At 46.3% G+C, this 18,452-nt stretch carries 13 protein-coding genes; 9 read left to right on the top strand and 4 right to left on the bottom strand.

The window, feature by feature from the left end; all coding sequences use genetic code 11:
- Positions 1 to 173 precede the first annotated feature (173 nt).
- The 6 genes from ACYVI9_RS13500 to ACYVI9_RS13475 all read left to right on the top strand — a co-directional run bounded on the left by ACYVI9_RS13500 (position 174) and on the right by ACYVI9_RS13475 (position 9,086).
- Positions 174 to 1,418 (top strand): DUF6786 family protein, encoded by a 1,245-nt coding sequence (locus ACYVI9_RS13500; protein WP_460765240.1) that lies wholly within the window; start codon positions 174 to 176, stop codon positions 1,416 to 1,418.
- Between the two features lie 64 nt (positions 1,419 to 1,482).
- Positions 1,483 to 3,270, top strand: a complete 1,788-nt coding sequence (locus ACYVI9_RS13495; protein WP_460765238.1) for an L-fucose isomerase — start codon at positions 1,483 to 1,485, stop codon at positions 3,268 to 3,270.
- A 19-nt stretch (positions 3,271 to 3,289) separates the two neighbouring features.
- Positions 3,290 to 4,354, top strand: coding sequence for a DUF4185 domain-containing protein (locus ACYVI9_RS13490; RefSeq protein ID WP_460765236.1), 1,065 nt, complete (start codon positions 3,290 to 3,292; stop codon positions 4,352 to 4,354).
- A 90-nt stretch (positions 4,355 to 4,444) separates the two neighbouring features.
- The gene (locus ACYVI9_RS13485; protein WP_460765234.1) at positions 4,445 to 5,743 is read left to right on the top strand and encodes a sugar MFS transporter; all 1,299 of its coding nucleotides are present in this window, start codon (positions 4,445 to 4,447) and stop codon (positions 5,741 to 5,743) included.
- Between the two features lie 231 nt (positions 5,744 to 5,974).
- Positions 5,975 to 6,982, top strand: coding sequence for a glycoside hydrolase family 43 protein (locus ACYVI9_RS13480; protein ID WP_460765232.1), 1,008 nt, complete (start codon positions 5,975 to 5,977; stop codon positions 6,980 to 6,982).
- Positions 6,983 to 6,998: 16 nt separating this feature from the next.
- On the top strand, positions 6,999 to 9,086 hold the full coding sequence (locus ACYVI9_RS13475) for a hypothetical protein (protein ID WP_460765230.1): 2,088 nt from the start codon (positions 6,999 to 7,001) through the stop codon (positions 9,084 to 9,086).
- Between the two features lie 115 nt (positions 9,087 to 9,201).
- Here the strand turns inward: ACYVI9_RS13475 and ACYVI9_RS13470 are convergent, their stop codons facing one another.
- Together ACYVI9_RS13470 and ACYVI9_RS13465 are read right to left on the bottom strand one after the other, a co-directional pair.
- The gene (locus ACYVI9_RS13470; protein WP_460765228.1) at positions 9,202 to 10,716 is read right to left on the bottom strand and encodes an alpha/beta fold hydrolase; all 1,515 of its coding nucleotides are present in this window, start codon (positions 10,714 to 10,716) and stop codon (positions 9,202 to 9,204) included.
- A gap of 290 nt (positions 10,717 to 11,006) precedes the next feature.
- Positions 11,007 to 12,191: a hypothetical protein gene (locus tag ACYVI9_RS13465; RefSeq protein ID WP_460765226.1), complete on the bottom strand. Its 1,185-nt coding sequence runs from the start codon at positions 12,189 to 12,191 to the stop codon at positions 11,007 to 11,009.
- 225 nt (positions 12,192 to 12,416) lie between these two features.
- Here ACYVI9_RS13465 and ACYVI9_RS13460 point away from each other — a divergent pair, with 225 nt between their 5' ends.
- On the top strand, positions 12,417 to 14,540 hold the full coding sequence (locus tag ACYVI9_RS13460; protein ID WP_460765224.1) for a M3 family metallopeptidase: 2,124 nt from the start codon (positions 12,417 to 12,419) through the stop codon (positions 14,538 to 14,540).
- Positions 14,541 to 14,589: 49 nt separating this feature from the next.
- Positions 14,590 to 15,780 carry an acyl-CoA dehydrogenase family protein gene (locus tag ACYVI9_RS13455; RefSeq protein WP_460765222.1) on the top strand — a complete coding sequence of 397 codons (1,191 nt, stop codon included), beginning with the start codon at positions 14,590 to 14,592 and terminating at the stop codon, positions 15,778 to 15,780.
- 4 nt (positions 15,781 to 15,784) lie between these two features.
- On the opposite strand, the gene ACYVI9_RS13450 is transcribed toward ACYVI9_RS13455, so the two are convergent.
- The gene (locus ACYVI9_RS13450) at positions 15,785 to 16,459 is read right to left on the bottom strand and encodes a hypothetical protein (RefSeq protein WP_460765220.1); all 675 of its coding nucleotides are present in this window, start codon (positions 16,457 to 16,459) and stop codon (positions 15,785 to 15,787) included.
- A 52-nt stretch (positions 16,460 to 16,511) separates the two neighbouring features.
- On the bottom strand, positions 16,512 to 17,390 hold the full coding sequence (locus ACYVI9_RS13445) for a 1-aminocyclopropane-1-carboxylate deaminase/D-cysteine desulfhydrase (RefSeq protein ID WP_460765218.1): 879 nt from the start codon (positions 17,388 to 17,390) through the stop codon (positions 16,512 to 16,514).
- Between the two features lie 79 nt (positions 17,391 to 17,469).
- Here ACYVI9_RS13445 and ACYVI9_RS13440 point away from each other — a divergent pair, with 79 nt between their 5' ends.
- Positions 17,470 to 18,366, top strand: coding sequence for a nucleotidyltransferase family protein (locus ACYVI9_RS13440; RefSeq protein ID WP_460765216.1), 897 nt, complete (start codon positions 17,470 to 17,472; stop codon positions 18,364 to 18,366).
- Positions 18,367 to 18,452: the final 86 nt, after the last annotated feature.

Here is an 18,452-nt window from a genome sequence, read left to right as displayed (position 1 = left end):
GCCGCCAATGAATCCCGGATATATGTTAAATTTCACGGAGGGAGGGGGCCAGATCGTTTTAGCATCTGATATTTAATTATTTTGTCCCGATGCCAATATTGGAATCATTTGAAATGGGAAGAAGATCGTTAATAACAAGAATTTTTTTCTATTTGAAGTAAATAAAGAATCTAATGAATTATACATTAATTGCCGCTTTTTCACTGGCTGTGGGGCTGGCATCCTGTAAGGGAGGAGATCGTAAAACAACCGGGGAAAAAAAAGATACTTCTGTGAAAACTTTTGAATCCGGAAGTTTTGGCTACGATCAGGATTTCCTGCAACAAAGAGACAGTGGCTTGGTGATTTTGCAAAGCAAGGATGGAAAAGCTCAGTTGATTGTGTCGCCGAAATATCAGGCCAAAGTGTTTACATCGACGGCTGCCGGTGCGGAAGGTAAAAGTTTTGGCTGGGTTAATTATAAGGCTTTTGATGAGCCGGTGAATGAACATATGAATGCCTACGGAGGGGAAGACCGGCTATGGCTGGGGCCTGAAGGCGGAAAGTTTTCGCTGTATTTTAAACCCGGCGCCAAGATGGTATTTAATGACTGGCATACGCCGGGGGTTATTGATACGGCTACCTGGAATAAAGAAACGGAGACCGCCAGTTCGGTTTCCATGCGTACCGAAGCTACCTTGCAGAATTATGCCGGTACTAAATTGGAATTCAGATTGGACCGTTCGGTGAACTTACTGGACAATGCTGCGATCGCTGCTGCATTGGGTATCCAGGTGACTGATAGATTGCACCCGGTTGGATTCAGTACCCGCAACGCCATTACCAATACGGGTACCGGGGCATGGACTGAGGCTACGGGCATGCCCTGTTTATGGAATTTGGACATGTTCCGCCCTTCAGAACAAACAGTGATTGTGATCCCTTATCAGACCAATGCCTCTGGGAAAATTGCCACCACCGACTATTTTGGTGAAATCCCCAAAGACCGTATAAAAATGGAAGCGGGTATCCTCTTCTTCAAAGCCGACGGCAAATCCAGGGGAAAGCTGGGGATTCCTCCCGGCAGGGTTAAAGATGTAGCAGGCAGTTATGATGCTGCCGGCAATGTGCTGACACTGGTCAAGTACGATATACAACCAGGTGGAAAATACCTGAATCAGGAATGGCGTACGGATCGGGAAACCTTCAGCGGTGATGCAATGAACGCTTATAACGATGGTCCGCTGGAGGATGGCAGTCAGATGGGACCGTTTTATGAAATTGAAAGTGTGTCACCAGCGGCTTTTTTGAAACCTGGTGAGCAGTTGGAGCATAACCACAGCGTTTTTCATTTTATCGGCGACAGGGCAGAACTGGATAAAATTGCCCGTCAGGTACTGGGTGTGTCTCTGGATACCATTACCGGCGCTTTTAAATAATGCATATACAGATTAAAGTAAAGTGTAGATCAAACCCGAATCGAAAAATTATAATTATACGATAGTGAAAGCAACAAGAAATTCCCCTAAAGCAACTTATCCCAGAATTGGAATCCGACCGATTATCGACGGGCGACTCGGCGGTATCCGGGAGTCATTGGAGCAAACCACCATGGCAATGGCCAAAGCGGTTGCCAGATTATATGAGAACGAACTCAGGTATCCAGACGGAACTCCTGTGCAATGTGTCATTGCCGACAGTACCATTGGAGGTGTCAGAGAAGCTGCCGATTGTGCAGCGAAGTTTGAAGCGCAAAACGTGGGCCTGTCCCTTTCTGTGACGCCTTGCTGGTGCTATGGCTCTGAGACGATGGATATGAACCCGGCGCTTCCAAAAGCGATTTGGGGATTCAACGGGACCGAGCGCCCGGGGGCTGTTTATCTGGCCGCAACATTAGCCGCACATAACCAGAAAGGATTGCCCTGTTTTGGTATTTATGGAAGGGATGTGCAGGATCTGGGTGATAACCGGATACCGGGTGATGTTAAGGATAAACTACTAAATTTCGCCAGAGCTGGTTTGGCGGTCTCAATGCTGCGCGGAAAAACTTACCTGGCAATCGGTTCTGTAAGTATGGGCATCGCGGGTTCGATTGTCGATCCCGATTTTTTCCAGGAGTACCTGGGAATGCGGAATGAATATGTAGACGCCACAGAAGTATTGCGTCGGATTGAATTGGGTATCTATGACCAGCAGGAATTTAAAAAGGCGGTTGCCTGGGTAAAGAAGAATTGCAGGGAAGGGGCTGATTATAACAGAAAAGACAAGATTAAGTCCCGCAAACAAAAGGATAAAGACTGGGAATTCGTAGTAAAAATGACCATGATCATCCGGGACCTCATGGTCGGGAATCCCAGACTGGCTACCATGGGTCATGCTGAGGAAGCCCAGGGGCATCATGCGTTGGTCTCAGGCTTTCAGGGTCAACGTCAGTGGACTGATTTTCTCCCTGACGGTGATTTTTCCGAGGCTATGCTAAATTCGTCATTTGACTGGAATGGTATCCGCAATCCCTATATCGTGGCAACCGAGAACGATTGTTACAATGGGGTATCGATGCTGTTCAATTATTTGTTGACCAATACTGCACAAATATTCGCAGACGTACGTACTTACTGGAGTCCTCATGCGGTAGAACGGGTTACCGGCTGGAAGCCTGAAGGTCCGGCTGCGGCGGGCTTTATACACCTGATAAATTCCGGGTCTGCCACTTTGGATGGTACCGGAAGACAGACCCGGAACGGCGAACCCGCCATGAAGCCATTTTGGGAGATCAGTCCGAAAGAAGCGAAAGCCTGTCTCGATGCAACTACCTGGAGCCCTGCCAACCGGGACTATATGCGTGGCGGAGGCTATTCCTCTACTTTCCTCACAAAGGGTGGCATGCCGGTTACGATGTGCCGGCTGAACCTGATCAAGGGCCAGGGGCCGGTACTGCAGCTTGCCGAAGGCTATACCATCGACCTTCCTGAAAAAGTGCACGATACATTGAATGAACGTACCGATCGGATCTGGCCGACCACCTGGTTTGTGCCGCAGCTTACCGGAGAAGGCGTTTTTAAAGATGTTTATTCAGTGATGGCTGCCTGGGGTGCCAACCATGGAGCCATCAGCTATGGTCATATAGGGGACCAGTTAATCACACTGGCGTCAATGTTACGGATACCGGTAGCGATGCATAATATTGATCCTGACAGAATATTCCGTCCCTCCGCCTGGAACGCATTTGGGATGGACACGGAAGGGTCGGATTATCGGGCTTGTGCAGTATATGGTCCGCTCTATAAATAAGGGGCTGATAAATTAAGGAATGCGGGTTTTATACATTGTCATACTAATGCTGGTTTGCTATGGTAGTTACGGACAAGCCCCGGCTTTGAAGCTGGAGGTCCGTGGACTACGTATTGTTGCCCGGGTTACGGGCGCATCAGCTGCTGCTGATTCTTTTCCCAACACAGGTCAGACACCGATTTATGGCGTCGGTGGTACAGACTTGGGTATCTCCTGGGTTTTAGGGAATGGACAGACAGGTATTTTTTTTGGAGATACCTATGGTAATGATTTTAAACCCGTGGGCGGCGGACCGGGCCAGGCAGGTGCCTGGCGTAATAATGTACTGGCATTTACCGGAGACAGCTGCTACGCTGACGGATTAACCTTGGATTCCATGGCCGTTTCCGACACCAATAAACATTTTGCCCGGGAAATAATACATCGGTCCAGGGGCGCACATACCGCGATTCCAACGGCAGCCATACATGTAGGTGGGGCGGAGTATGTTCATTATTTTGATTTAAAATCCTGGGAAGGATGGCGGACTAATTTTTCTTCTTATTACCGATCGCTGGATCATGGCAGGAGCTGGCAACCCTGCCCCGAAATCCGTTTTCCCCGCGGAAGTAAATTTTCGATTGCTGCGCTGGCGAAAAAGGACGGATATGTATACATGATAGGCGGTTCCAGTCTCAGACAATCCAGACCCTTTTTATGCCGTTTCCTGGAAAAAAATATATTATTTCAGGATCGGTATGCGTACTGGAATAACGAAAGGGGATGGGTCAAAAACGAGGAAGCAGCTTCAACTGCCTTGTTTGATGAGACGGCGGGAGAAGCCAGTTTGTTTTATCATGAGGAATTGAAAACCTGGATATTTGTTTACCTCAGTGAACAGGCGCGGGCGATAAGGTTGCGAACGGCTTTAGCGCCGAACGGCCCCTGGTCTGCCCCAGTTGAAGTGGCAGATATGCGCAAGTATCCTGGTGGTTACGGACCTTTTGTGCTGCCGCATCAAACAGGCCGGGATCTGTATTTTACGATGTCTATGTGGTCGCCTTATAATGTTTTTTTGATGCATGCAGAATTAACGCGGTTATGATTTTAAAGATGCTTATTTTTAAAGTTTTTGAGATTGCTCCCCTGGCCTGATCCGGGGTTGCCTGATTTTTTAAATTTATTGTTACCATTTATGAACCAGAAGAAATCGATTTTTGTCAGAGACGGTGTGAATTATGCGGCTCCCTTTGCAGCCATCAGTGCCTTATTCTTCCTGTGGGGTGTGGCGCACGGTATGCTGGATACCCTGGATAAGAACTTTCAGGAAATGCTTCATTTAAAAAAATGGCAGTCCAGCTTCATTCAATTTTCATTGTACGGTGCATATTTTGGTATGGCCATTCCGGCTGGCTTGTTTATGAAAAAATACGGCTATAAGAAAGGTGTGATTTTTGGCTTATTGCTCTTTGCGGCTGGTGCTTTACTGGCAGCGGCAACGGCGCCGGCACAATCATTTATCCTGTTTCTTTTATGTCTGCTGGTAATTGGTGCGGGATTGACGACACTGGAAACAGCGGCCAATCCCTATACCACCAAATTGGGACCACCGGAATCTGCGGAGCGCCGGATTAATATGTCGCAGTCTTTTAATGGGCTGGCCTGGGTCGTTGGGCCGTTGATCGCCTTGTATGTATATGGCAACCAGAGCCATGTCGAAGGCGAAAAGATGATGTCGATTGTACTGCCCTTCGCTTTGATTGGCTTGGCGGTACTTATCGTGGCATTTATTTTTATGCGTTTGAAACTTCCGGAGATTACTGAAGAAGATGAGCATGCAGCGCATGGCGGCCACGGGATTTCTGCTACCCCTGGTGCCGATGCTGATATTGAAGTGAATGATCCTGCCGATCCGCGGTATATTTCCAAAAAGCCTTTATGGCAGAACCGGCATTTTGTAATGGGGTTCATCGCACAGGCTTGTTATGTGGCGGCCCAGACCGGCATATTCAGTTACCTGATTAATTTTGTTACAGACCATGATATGCATCCCCGATTCGATGTCAAATATGGTCCTTATTTTCTTTCGCTCGGGTTTTTGTTGTTCATGACCGGCCGTATTACCGGAAGTGCGCTGATGAAGTATTATAAACCCACGAAATTGCTGGCATTATACGCGCTGGCGGTTTGCCTGTTGTTGCCACTGGTGGCTTCTGAACAAGGCTGGACTTCACTAATTGCCTTATATGCCGTCTTCTTTTTTATGTCGATTATGTTTCCGACGATATTCGCACTGGCGATTAAAGGATTGGGCGCCAAAACCAAACAGGGGGCATCTTATCTGGTGATGGCCGTTGCCGGAGGTGCTGTTTTTCCGCCCTTGATGGGATTGGTTGCTGATACCTACGGGATGGCTACAGGTTTCTTTGTGCCGATACCGCTATTCATATTTATTCTGTATTACGCCACTAAAGGGCATAAGGTACTGGCCTGATCCCTGGGGCCACGCAGATGAACGCTTATTTTGACAGTGGAAACTGTAAGCCGGAATTCCGGCGCTCCGACAGACCGGATATTAAAATACTTTGATCTGTCTGCGCGTTCCGGTGCTTTGGATAATGGTCCGGGTTTTTGTATTCCCGTTGCTTAAACGATTAAGTATCTCGTTGAAGCTAATGTTTAATAATCAGGGAACCATGCCGGTTCCCCATTAAAAATTCACATGATGGCATTTAATGGATTATACAGGGTAATAGGCGGGTTGGCTTTCCTGATATTGACAGGGAGTAGCGCCTGCAGCAAAAAAAGCAGTCATCAGGAGCCGGAACCCGAACCCCCTGTTGCGACCGGGACGCCCATCTATCAGGCGGATCCCAGTATTTTTTTCTATGGAGGTAAATATTATCTCTATGGTACAGACGGATCTGTTCCTGATAAAGGAATCCGGGTATATATATCATCGGATAAGGTGAATTGGAATTTGTTCACACGGCCCGGTGCTGCTTTTGCCCTCATGCCGGGAACAGCTTTCGGTAGCCGCGGTTTTTGGGCGCCTCAGGTATGGCACCGAAATGATAAATTTTATATGGCTTATGTGGCCAATGAACAAATCGCCATTGCCAGTGCGGGAAGTCCCGAAGGACCATTTACAGGCAATGACCCGATAGATTTTGATCAAAAGAATATTGATCCATATGTGTTTTTTGATGATGACGGTAAAACCTACCTTTATCATGTCGATATTACCAATGGCAACAAGATATACGTGGCCCGGCTCAATAATGATTTTACCGCTATTGATAAGGACAGTCGCAGACATTGTCTGGTCGCAACGGAACCCTGGGAAACTATTCAGGCCCGGGTAGTGGAAGGTCCTACGGTCATAAAGCATAAGGGGCTGTACTATTTGATATATTCCGCCAACCATTTCGAAAATCAGCATTATGCGGTGGGTTATGCCGTTGCTGACAATCCGATGGGCCCCTGGACTAAGGCGACTGAAAATCCGATTTTGAGTATGGATAATATCGGAAAGCCGGGTGCAGGCCATGGTGATATACTTATAGATACGGATGGATCCCTGTACTATGTATTTCACACCCACAATAGTATGGATAAAGTTATTCCGAGGCGTACGGCCATGGTGAAAGCCCGGTTTGTAGCAGGCAGCAGTGGAACAGACCGGTTGGTAATGGATGTGGACAGTTTCTCCTATCTGAAAACTGAAAAATAATTAAGTGTTGAAGTTTATGGGATACCGCAAAAAAGCAATACTGGTTCTATTCATTTTAATGTGCGGATGGGGCAGGGGGCTGGCACAGGAAACATTGCCTGTGGCATTGCGTAAGTATATTCATTCCATTACAGTAACGCAACTCCCCGATGCATCCATATCGATTTCCTGCAGCCAGATCGGCAGGGGCGCATACCGGGTTGCCGTAACGGCGCAGCTGAAACGACCTGTGCAGTCGGATCGGTGGGCCGTAGCGATCCGACCGGATTTTCAACCAGTATTTCACTGGGCACCCCTACTGACACAAGATAGTAATCATGTTATTGCCCAACATGTATTCCGGGCGCCGGCATTGGTGGCAGCAGACAGTGCTCATGTATTAACTATCATTCCGGATCTGGATCTGTTGTCAAAAGGCAGTCCGGTGCCCTGGTACCTTGATCTGGATGCACCAGACAATCTGCTGGAGATTGGCATGACAAAAACGAAGGTAAAGGAACATGTACTTTACGAAAGCATTCCGGGAGCTGTTTTCCCGGCAGGAAAGCTGGAACTGGCCTTTTATTGTCTGGTGGACGATAAGAAGGAGCAAATATTTAACCCCTGGCATGCTGCCCTGAACTTTATGTGGGAGCGATGGGCCCGGCCATTATATCAGTCAGGGGCACCCTTGTATAAAACAGACCTGGAACCTTATGTCAAACAGACTTATGATTGGGCTTTTTCCAACTGGAAAAAGGCGGTATGGCAGGAGTTTGAACTGAAAGGCAGGAAGGTGGGTGCACCGGTATTTATAGTCAACACTACCCAAAGCCCGAATTACCCCGGACAGGTCAATCAACGGGAGTTCCTTTCGATCTGGAACCAGGCCTGGTTCAATTCACTGCGCTCTGCACAGGGACTGTATCGTTATGCGCGATCGACCGGGAATGACACATTAAAACAGTATGCGCTTAAAACCAAGGAACTGGCACTGGCATTTGAACAGAAAGAAGGCTTTTTTAAATCTGTTGTAGCTACTGAAATGGAAACCCTGGAACAGAACGGGCAACAGTATCACCGGTCCCGGGGCTGGAATACCCTGTATTTTGGAAACTCCAATCGCAATCCATACACCTGGGATGCCCGACAGTCTCCTTACCATATTGCGGATATGAGTTTTACAGCCTATTGGATGCTGGTCTGGTACAAGGAACTGGAAAAAGACAGCCGTTTGCTGGATTATGCCGAACGATATGCCAGGTCCCTGGTTCAGATCCAGGATGCGGAAGGTTTTTTTCCTGCCTGGCTGCAATTAGACAATCTGCAGCCGATGCAACATCTTAATCAATCTCCGGAAACCAGTATCTCCGTTAGCTTTCTGATTAAATTGTATCACCTGACCCGAAACAGTAAATACCTGCAGGCGGCCAAACGGGCCATGGATGCCGTTATCCGGATTAATATTCCAGTAGGTCAATGGGAGGATTTTGAAACCTACTGGTCCTGTAGCCGGGTGGGCGCCGAAGACTGGGTGGGTAAGAAGGTCAAGCGCAATAATATGTACAAACAAAATAATTTTTGTATTTATTGGACGGCTGAAGCATTGCTAGAAGTTTATCAGGCGACCGGTGACAGCGCGTATCTGTTATGGGGTCAGCGGGTGCTGGATGAGCTATTGATGTACCAGGCGACCTGGCAGCCGCCTTATATAGCAGTCAGCAGCCTGGGCGGTTTTGGTGTTATGAACGGGGATGCGGAATGGAATGATTCCCGTCAAAGCCTGTTTGCCGAGTTGATCATCAGGTACGGTATGACGCTGAAAGATAAAACCTATCTGGAACGGGGGCTGGCTGCAATTCGGGCGGCATTTACAATGATGTATACACCGTTGAATCCACGCACCATGGAACAGTGGCAGGCCCGATGGCCATTTTTCGGCCCCAGAGATTATGGATTTATGATGGAAAACTACGGTCATGGAGGTGTTACCAATGCGCAAGGTCTGGGAATTGGCGACTTTACCATTTATGACTGGGGTAACGGTGCAGCGGCAGAAGCTTTCAGCCGATTGCGGGATCATTATGGAAAGGCATTTATTAACGGGAACTTACCGGACTTTTAAATCGTTTGATGTACGCTTTGTAACCCTTTTATTTTTTAAAAATTACGACTTCTTATCCCCAGTCATTTCGCGCATACCAACTTACAGGTCGGCTCGATTGGATTCTCGGCGCTTGTTAAATGGCTTTTTTCCTTTGTTTTTCATCTGCTATTTTCTGTAATTCACCATTGATATCGGTGGTGACAAATTTAATTCTCTCTATTTCATTAATGCATTTGATGTCAATTGGCTTATGGGGATTTTCAAGAAATTTTTCAACTAACAGGACAGTACATTCGTTATAATGCATTGCGGCGTGAGCGGCATTGGGCACAATAACCAAAGTCGCGTTTGAGAGTTTTTTTACTGTGGCGTGACTGAATGATGGTGGTGTTCCGGGGTCGAATTCTCCTGACATCACCAGAATAGGCATGTTGCTCTCTATGGGCTCGTAAAAGGACGTTTCAGGGTGTTCAGGTCTAAAAATATTGCATATTTCCATGAAATCCTTACCTGCTAAAGATTTAAGATGGGGATACTTTCTTTCTAAAGCCTGCGGCGTTTCCCGGTAATTTTTGGGTTTGCATTCATAACAGGTAATAGCTTTACTGTGAAAGCCATTTGGTTTGCCATATTGATTTTCTGAATGTAAAACATTAAGCCATTTCAGCAGTAATGAATCGTTCCCACTAGCAAATTCTTTTAATGCAAGCGGTATAAGTTTTACAATTTTTGACTGATAAAAAGTCATTAACATGGCCCAGGCAAAATCATCTCCCGTGAAATCCCGACCCTGCACTTTAACTGGTCGTCTATTAAGTCTTTCGGCAGTCCTTGAAAAATCCGAAATAATATTTGGGAATTCAGTTGCAGTTTTTGGGTCTGCCGAAAGTTTACTTTGCATATGTTTCAAGGTTTCGTCTAAAGTCGATGCAAAGTCAAAATAGGGTGCATTTGGAGGAAACGGTGAGTCCAATACAATGCCTTCTATGTTCGCGGGAAAATGGCGAACAGACAGTAGTGCAACCAATGTGCCGTAAGAAACGCCATAAATCTGCCATTTATCAATATTCAGCTGTTCTCGTACCGCATCTGCATCAGCCGCCATTTGCAATGATGTAAAAGTGTTGATGTCTACATTATTTTTTTCAAGTGCATCACGACAGTCCATTGCAATTTGGATTATTTGTTCTCTTTTCTCCCTATCCGAAAGTGTAGACCTTTCAATTTTACTTATCGAATCCAAAAGGTTTTCGCACAGATATGGCTCAGAATAACCCGTTCCGCTGTAGTCCATCATGATGATATCATGTGTTCTTCTTAATTGCTTCCAATTCTTACTATCAAGGTAGCGTTGTGCATTATCAAGGGTTGCAATTCCAGGGCCGCCGTGTAAGTATAGTAACGGCTTAAAGTCTGATTTTTCGGTTTTCCCTGCTTTAATAACTGCAATGTTTTTGCTCCCTTTTGTCGCATCACCATAAATCAGGTTTACTGGAATTTTAAAGCAGTTTATATTTTCAGCTTTTGCCCAAATTGTATCAATTCCTATTTCGGAACAATTACATTCGTGTTTGTTTTGCGCTATTGAAACCTGGGATAGCAAAACAGGGATGGATAAAAAAAGGAGTCTCATATAAGATGGCAGCATATCATGTAGATTTAATTGGTTTTAAATGGTAGCCTGGGTTTTGCGTATTGTCGGTGTTGCGGGTATTCGTATTTTGTTAGTTAAGTTTTACTTTAAAGTTACATAGAATTCTGAACTAGCATATATTTTAGTTCAGCTCGTGAAGGGACAAGTACAAATTATTTTATCCTAAATATTAGCTAGAAGGGGTTAGATAAAAATAAACGAGACGCTCCTGATGGTAAAAATTGAAAGAAAAAAATAGCCGTTGCTGAAGGCAACGGCTATACTACAGTAATCGAGACCGATGTTTAGACCTTGTACATTCTGTTGGCGGAGTTAATGTACTCTAATGGGTCAAATGTTTTATCAAAAGATTCCTGGAGCTCTTTCATTTTGATTTCCAGATCTTTTATACGACCACCCAATTGCGGATCGGCCTTATATTTTTCAAAAAGTTCCTTGTATTTTAACAGGTTCTGACTGATGCGAAATGTAACCTGTCCGAATCTTTGTTTGAGGGATTGCACATCATTCATTTGAATATAGGCTTTCTGCCGCCACTCCTTGGGGTTGTTTTCCTTCTCGGAATTTACAAATTTGGCAGCTGCATCCCGAAGTTTTGTCAAATACTGGTACCTTTTTTCAGCATCATTTTCCTTCGAAAAATTGGCCTCAAAATCTGCGGGTGAGGTTTTGATGATCGCAAGATTCTCCTTTAGTGATTTATCAAATTTCTTCTGCAGGTCCTGCAGCTCTGTTGTAATAGACTCCCATTCATTTTCTATCCGGTCATTGTCATAATTGAACTGACTGATTTTCATCGTCAGTGTAAGCATCTCCTCACTTTGTTTTTTTAATTCTTTTTCTTTCTTGCCCAGATTATCGATATAGGTGGTCATGCTGGAAAACAGGGCAGAAGTTATGGGGCCGGTTACAGGAGCGCCCTTGGTGAAATTACCGGCAAAACTGAGCAGGTTGCTGGTGACAGTCAGCACCGGGCTTTCCGCTTTTTTATCTTTCACATATGCGGCATACTGATTATACCATTTGGTATAGCCATCATAGTTCATGGGGTTACCTGTTTCACTCAAGGAATTAAAGAAAGCCTTGGTGGAGTTGAATAGCAGCAAGGGCTTGATTTCCCGGTCCATTGACACCAGATTTACCATGGCAGACTGGTAGTTGGCCTGGAAGATGTTCAATTCGTTTTGTTCAATAGCTTTTTGTTTTTCCTCTACGGCAATGACTCTTTGTTGCAACTTATCTGCCTTGTCTTTTGCGTCCTTGGAGGCGGCAATAGATTTGTCCAGACTGGACAGCCGCTGATCCAATTGGGATACGGTGGAATCTATGGCCTGAGTCTTGCTGCTGAAACTGGTTTGAATATCATTCAATACTTTATCCCGAAGCGTCATTTCATGCTTTATACTATCGATTTGCCCAAAACAGTTGACCGTGATGCTACAAAATAACAGTATCAGTAATTTTTTCATGTTGAAGCGTTTTTAGTGTAATCCTGCAATTGGGCTGCAAATAATTCGCCAAATTGCATAGGGTACAAATATAAGTCAATCTTGACTATGTGCAAGTAATTCATAAGCAAGTATTTATGATGGTTTGGGGTTATTTTACTTTTGCTTTTTGCGCTTTTTAATTCAGCCTTCTCTGCTTACATTTGTTAGCGATTGCAACCTGTGGCCATAATTAAAACATTGAAGATGAAGTATATTTTATTTTTAATCGGAATAGCAATGATAACTGCATGTAATAGTATTGGTGACAACCAAACGGATAGCCAAATTGAGCATCACCCCTTTTCAGAAGCCAGTACGCTTCCTTTTCAGGCAATCGACTTTGATAAGGTCCGTGATACTGATTTTAAACCGGCCTTCGAGCAGGCCTTGCTGGAACACAACCGGGAAATTGAAAAGATCGCCAACGATACGACTACCCCTGGTTTTGAAAACACTTTGGTCGCATTGGAGAAAAGCGGTGCCATGCTCGGGCGGGTGGAACGGGCTTTTGACCTGCTAACGGGTGCTAATACCAATGATATCCTGCAGCAGGTAGAAGAGGAAATGGCGCCGCGGCTGGCTGCCCATAATGACGGGATTTACCTGAACGAAAAATTGTTTAAAAGGGTCGACGCAGTTTATAAGCAACTGGACACCCTCGAGCTGGATGCTGAATCCCGAAAATTGGTAGATTATTACCACCGGAAATTTATAATGGCCGGTGCCGCGCTTTCAGAAACGGATAAACAGCAGCTAAAAGAGCTGAATGAAGAAGCTGCGGCATTGAGTAGCCGGTTCAGTAATCAATTATTGGCTGCATCAAAGGCGGCCGCATTGACGGTCGATTCAAAAGAAGCGCTGAAAGGTCTTTCAGAGGCGGCTATCGCTGCGGCAGCAGCAGCGGCAAAAGCTGATAAGCAGGAAGGGAAATATCAGCTGGTCATAATTAATACCACCCAGCAACCGGCGCTACAGTCGCTGCAGAACCGACAGACCCGCGAGACCCTTTTTGAACACGCCTGGACGAGGGCGGAAAAATCTGACAGCAACGATACACGGGCAGGTATTGCGCGGTTGGCCCAGATTAGGGCCCGGAAGGCCGAACTACTGGGATACCCGAATTTCGCGGCCTGGACCCTGCAAAATCAAATGGCCAAAACACCAGAGGCGGTTACTGCATTTTTGAATAAACTGGTGCCGGCTGCTGTTCAGAAAGCGGCTGCGGAAGCTGAAGTCATACAATCGGCCATCATAGCTGAAAAAGACAGTTTTCAACTGGAACCATGGGATTGGGATTACTATGCTGAAAAAGTCAGGCTTCAGCGCTATCAACTCGATGATGCGGCCATCAAACCTTACTTTGTCCTGGATAGTGTATTGAAAAACGGTGTGTTTTTCGCTGCTGAAAAATTATACGGCATCAGCTTCAAGCCCAGAACGGACCTGCCGGTTTACCATAAGGATGTCCGGGTATTTGAAGTGATTGATACCAATGGCCATTCGATTGGCCTGTTTTATGGAGATTTCTATAAACGGGATAATAAGCGGGGGGGTGCCTGGATGAGCAATATGGTGGTCCAGTCCAGACTACTCGGTACCAAACCTGTCATATATAATGTATGTAATTTCCCTAAACCTGTGGCAGGGCAGCCTGCGCTGATCAGTTTTGATGATGTCACGACAATGTTCCATGAATTCGGACATGCTTTGCATGGTTTATTTGCTAATCAGCAATATCCCTCCCTGTCAGGAACGGATGTCGCCAGGGATTTTGTTGAGATGCCTTCTCAGTTTAACGAGCACTGGGCCCTGGACACCACGGTTCTGAAAAACTATGCCCGGCATTATGAGACCGGCCAGCCCATGCCCGACTCACTGATCACTAAAATAAAGGCCGCATCAGGATTCAATCAGGGGTATGCTTTTACAGAATTACTGGCTGCAACCAATTTGGATTTACAATGGCATTTACTGACATCCCGGGACTCCATTGTCCGGGATGTAGACGCCTTTGAAAAAGCGGCCCTCGAGCGAACAGGACTTTTGATCGCGGCGGTACCTCCTCGTTACCGCTCCTCTTATTTCCAGCACATCTGGGCCAATGGATATGCGGCAGGGTATTACGCTTATACCTGGGCCGACATGTTGAATCATGATGCTTTTGCATGGTTTACGGAAAACGGCGGACTTACCCGGGCAAATGGCCAGCGTTTCCGGGAGATGATTTTATCCCGGGGTAATAGTGAAGACCTGGCTACGCTGTACCGTAATTTTCGAATGAAAGAACCCGATATCAAGTACATGTTGCACAACAAAGGGTTACAATGAATAGGCTCCATGCGATAGGGTATTTGCGAATCGGTAAATTGGATAATTTATGTCTGTAAAAAAAGATCTTTTCGAAAGTCCGGATTATTTTAAAGTTGATGAACTCTTAAGCCAGGAACACCTGATGATCCGTGATGCGGTGCGCAGCTATGTAAAAAAAGAGATTGCACCGATAATCGAAGACTACGCACAGCGCGCGGCTTTCCCCGAGCAGATTGTCAGCCAGTTGGGCGCATTGGGCTGTTTCGGGCCTACAATACCTGAAACTTACGGTGGCGCCGGATTGGATTATATCAGTTATGGACTCATGATGCAGGAACTGGAACGGGGCGATAGCGGGGTACGCTCAACGGCTTCCGTACAGGGCTCGCTGGTCATGTTTCCTATCTTCAGCTATGGAAGTGAAGCACAGCGGAAAAAATACCTGCCCCAACTGGCCAGTGGTAACTGGCTCGGTTGCTTTGGACTGACCGAACCTGATCATGGCAGTGACCCGGCCGGTATGCGGACCAGCTTCCGTTCGGAAGGGACAGACGTCCTACTGAATGGCGCCAAAATGTGGATCAGTAATGCCCCTTTTGCCCAGGTAGCAGTGGTTTGGGCCCGAGATGAAGATGACGGAGGAAATGTAAAGGGATTGATAGTGGAGCGGGGCATGGAAGGTTTTACGACGCCGACAACCCATCACAAATGGAGTTTGCGCGCTTCGGCTACCGGTGAACTGGTATTTGACAATGTACGGGTGCCGAAAGAAAATATCCTGCCTGGTGTAAAGGGGCTGAAAGGGCCTTTGAGTTGTCTGACCAAGGCCCGGTATGGTATTGCCTGGGGGGCGCTTGGGGCAGCTATGGATTGTTATGATACCGCATTGCGTTACGCCAGGGAACGGGTTCAGTTCGGTAAACCTATTGCGGGTTTTCAGCTCCAACAAAAAAAACTGGCGGAAATGATCACGGAGATAACGAAAGCGCAATTGTTGAACTGGCGGCTGGGTGTGTTAATGGACGAAGAAAAAGTGACGCCACAGCAGGTAAGTATGGCCAAAAGGAATAGCTGTGAGGTGGCGGCCCGTATCTGCCGTGATGCCCGGCAAATACTAGGTGGCATGGGCATAACCGGTGAGTTTTCAGTGATGCGCCATATGATGAATCTGGAAAGCGTGATTACCTATGAGGGAACCCACGATATTCATTTGTTGATTACAGGACAGGACATTACCGGTTTGAACGCTTTCAAGTAGGCGATTAAAATTCCTTAGGTACATAGACCCTGTATTTTTCCAGCAGCTTGCCATCGGCATACAGCTCAAAATTTACAAATCCGGCACTGTAAAAGTAAGCCCGGTCCAGTTTAAAATGACGTTCCTTGATATCGTTGAGTTCAAAGAGCGGCTGGCCGTTTTCCCGGAAAAATTTCAAATCGTATTTTCTTTTATCGAAAGGAAGTTCCACTTTCACATAACGATCAGGCGTAGTGAATACATAAGTCGACTGATTAAAACCCGCGGGTAGAAAATTGCTGTTCAGGGTTGCCTGGACATCCGAACTGCCACTGCTATAGGCATCTGCGAGACCCAGGGTATCAACCGCAGGACGTTTGGACTTGGTGGCCAGGTACTGACCGCCGTCAAACATGATAAAAATGCGGTAAAACATATTAGGCGAGGGCGGATTGGCGTCTGCAAAGCCATTTTGCTGCAGGCTGGGATCCGGCATATTACCGATGGTTTTGAAGTAATTGAGACTGTCGGTGGAGCGTTGAATGCTTACTTGTTTTATGGAGGGATAATTATGGGTCCAGGCCACCACCACTCGGCCGCCACCAATTTTGTACACCGAGAAATCAGGAAGCATTTCCTGTGCAGATAAATTGCTGAGAATCATTAAGCCTGTCCAAAGGAGAAATATCGCTTTCGTCATAAATAGAGCCATTAAGTAAGTCAACAAAGATAATAGTTGGAAAATAATCGGATCAGAATATTAACTTTCCTTTACCTAATGACTGATTGCCTTGCAGCCCACCTGAATGAATCAGTAACAGGCGACAGGGTTCCCTGAAAAAGCCGGAATCTATTAATTGACGAACGCCATAGAATAGCTTCCCGGTATATACAAAATCTGTGGGGATGCCATCAGTTCGGAACAGATCATTCATAAATTCAAGCAACTCGGGCCGGTGCCGGCCATAGCCGCCAAAATGAAAGTCATGCACCAGGCTGAAAGGTTGTTCCGGATCATACAATAAAGCGGCAACTTCATCGCAAAGGCTATTATTATTCTTGAAAACACTGACGCCCAGTACCTGTTGTCCTTCCGTTTTACTATTGATAAGTCCCGCCAGGGTTGTTCCGGTACCTACCGCACAACAAACGATATTATAATGATGGCGATAGAAGGGGATTTCCGCGATACCCCGGGCCCCCGGCACACCATAGCCACCTTCGGGTATGATAAAGGGATCGACTGCTGCGATGGCATCGGGTATTCGTTTCTGCCGGTAATCATCGCGGCTGATGAAGTAGAGTTTCATGCCATAGTCCATGGCTTTTTCGAGGGTGGGGGATAGTTGCTGCGGTTTTTCTCCCCGGATGATACCCATACTTTCAAATCCTGACAGGTGGCAGGCGGCAGCAGTGGCAATAATATGATTGGAATAGGCACCTCCGAAACTGGCGATCGTTTTTTTGCCGGATTGGTCCGCCTGTTCCAGGTATTTTTTCAGCTTGAACCATTTATTCCCGCTAATGACGGGATGCAGCCGGTCCAGCCTGAGTACATCAACGGTCACCGATGGCCGACTTAGTAGCCGGGAATGCGTGATCTCAATGGCCGTTTCATTAATTATCTCCATTAGCTAAGTTCCCTCTTGGCTAAATTACCTTATTTTTGAAACCTGTGTTTTAAATTTCTAAATTTTACTTAAATCAATTATGAAACCAACTTTAGTGATCCTGGCGGCGGGTATGGCTTCCAGATATGGCAGCATGAAACAGGTAGAGGCATTCGGGCCTAGCGGAGAAACCATAATGGATTATTCCATTGCAGACGCTGTGAAAGCAGGATTTGGTAAAATAGTGTTTTTAATTCGTGAGCAGTTTGAAGAAAATTTCAGAAATCTGTTTGCATCCAAACTGGACGGGAAAGTTGATTATACTTTTGCCTTTCAGGAACTGGATATGTTTCTGGATGGCGTTTCAGTGCCGGAGGAACGCACCAAACCCTGGGGTACGGGACATGCCGTCTTATGCACTAAAGGCGTGGTGGATACACCTTTTGCAGTGATTAATGCCGATGATTTTTATGGTTATGACGCTTTCGCCAAAGCGGTAGCATTCCTGACAGGTGATTGTGATGAAAAGACCTACTCCGTGATCGGGTATCCGCTGGTCAATACCTTATCCGCACATGGCACGGTGAACCGCGGCGTTTGCAGCCTGGATGAAAAAGGGGACCTGGCAGGAATTGTGGAAAGGATTGGTATTGGAAGGACAGGAGCTGAAATTACGGTGACCGACGGTTTGCAACCTGCGACCTTGAACGAAGATACCGTTGTGTCGATGAATTTCTGGTGCTTTCATCCCTCGGTTTTTGATTTATATGAAAAGGATTTTAAAGCATTTATCAGCGAACAACTAACGGTGCCCAAAGCAGAATTTCTTATTCCGGCCGTGGTAGATAATTTTATTAAAGATGGCGGTGTGGTGAAAGTAATAACCACAGAAGCTCAATGGTTTGGCGTGACTTACAAGGAAGATGCGCCTGCGGTGCAGCAGCAACTCAATGCGCTGATCGATGCCGGAGCCTATAGTACCAATCTCTGGGGTTAGGTCATTATTACACCGACACAGACGCTGTCGGGGTACGCGGGAGCGCGGATTCGGAAACACCTTAAAGGAAACCGGCCCGTCAACCA

The organism is Niabella terrae, assembly GCF_054783135.1.
The sequence above is the reverse complement of the archived record's forward strand: the minus strand, read 5'-3'. Positions and strand labels throughout refer to the sequence as shown.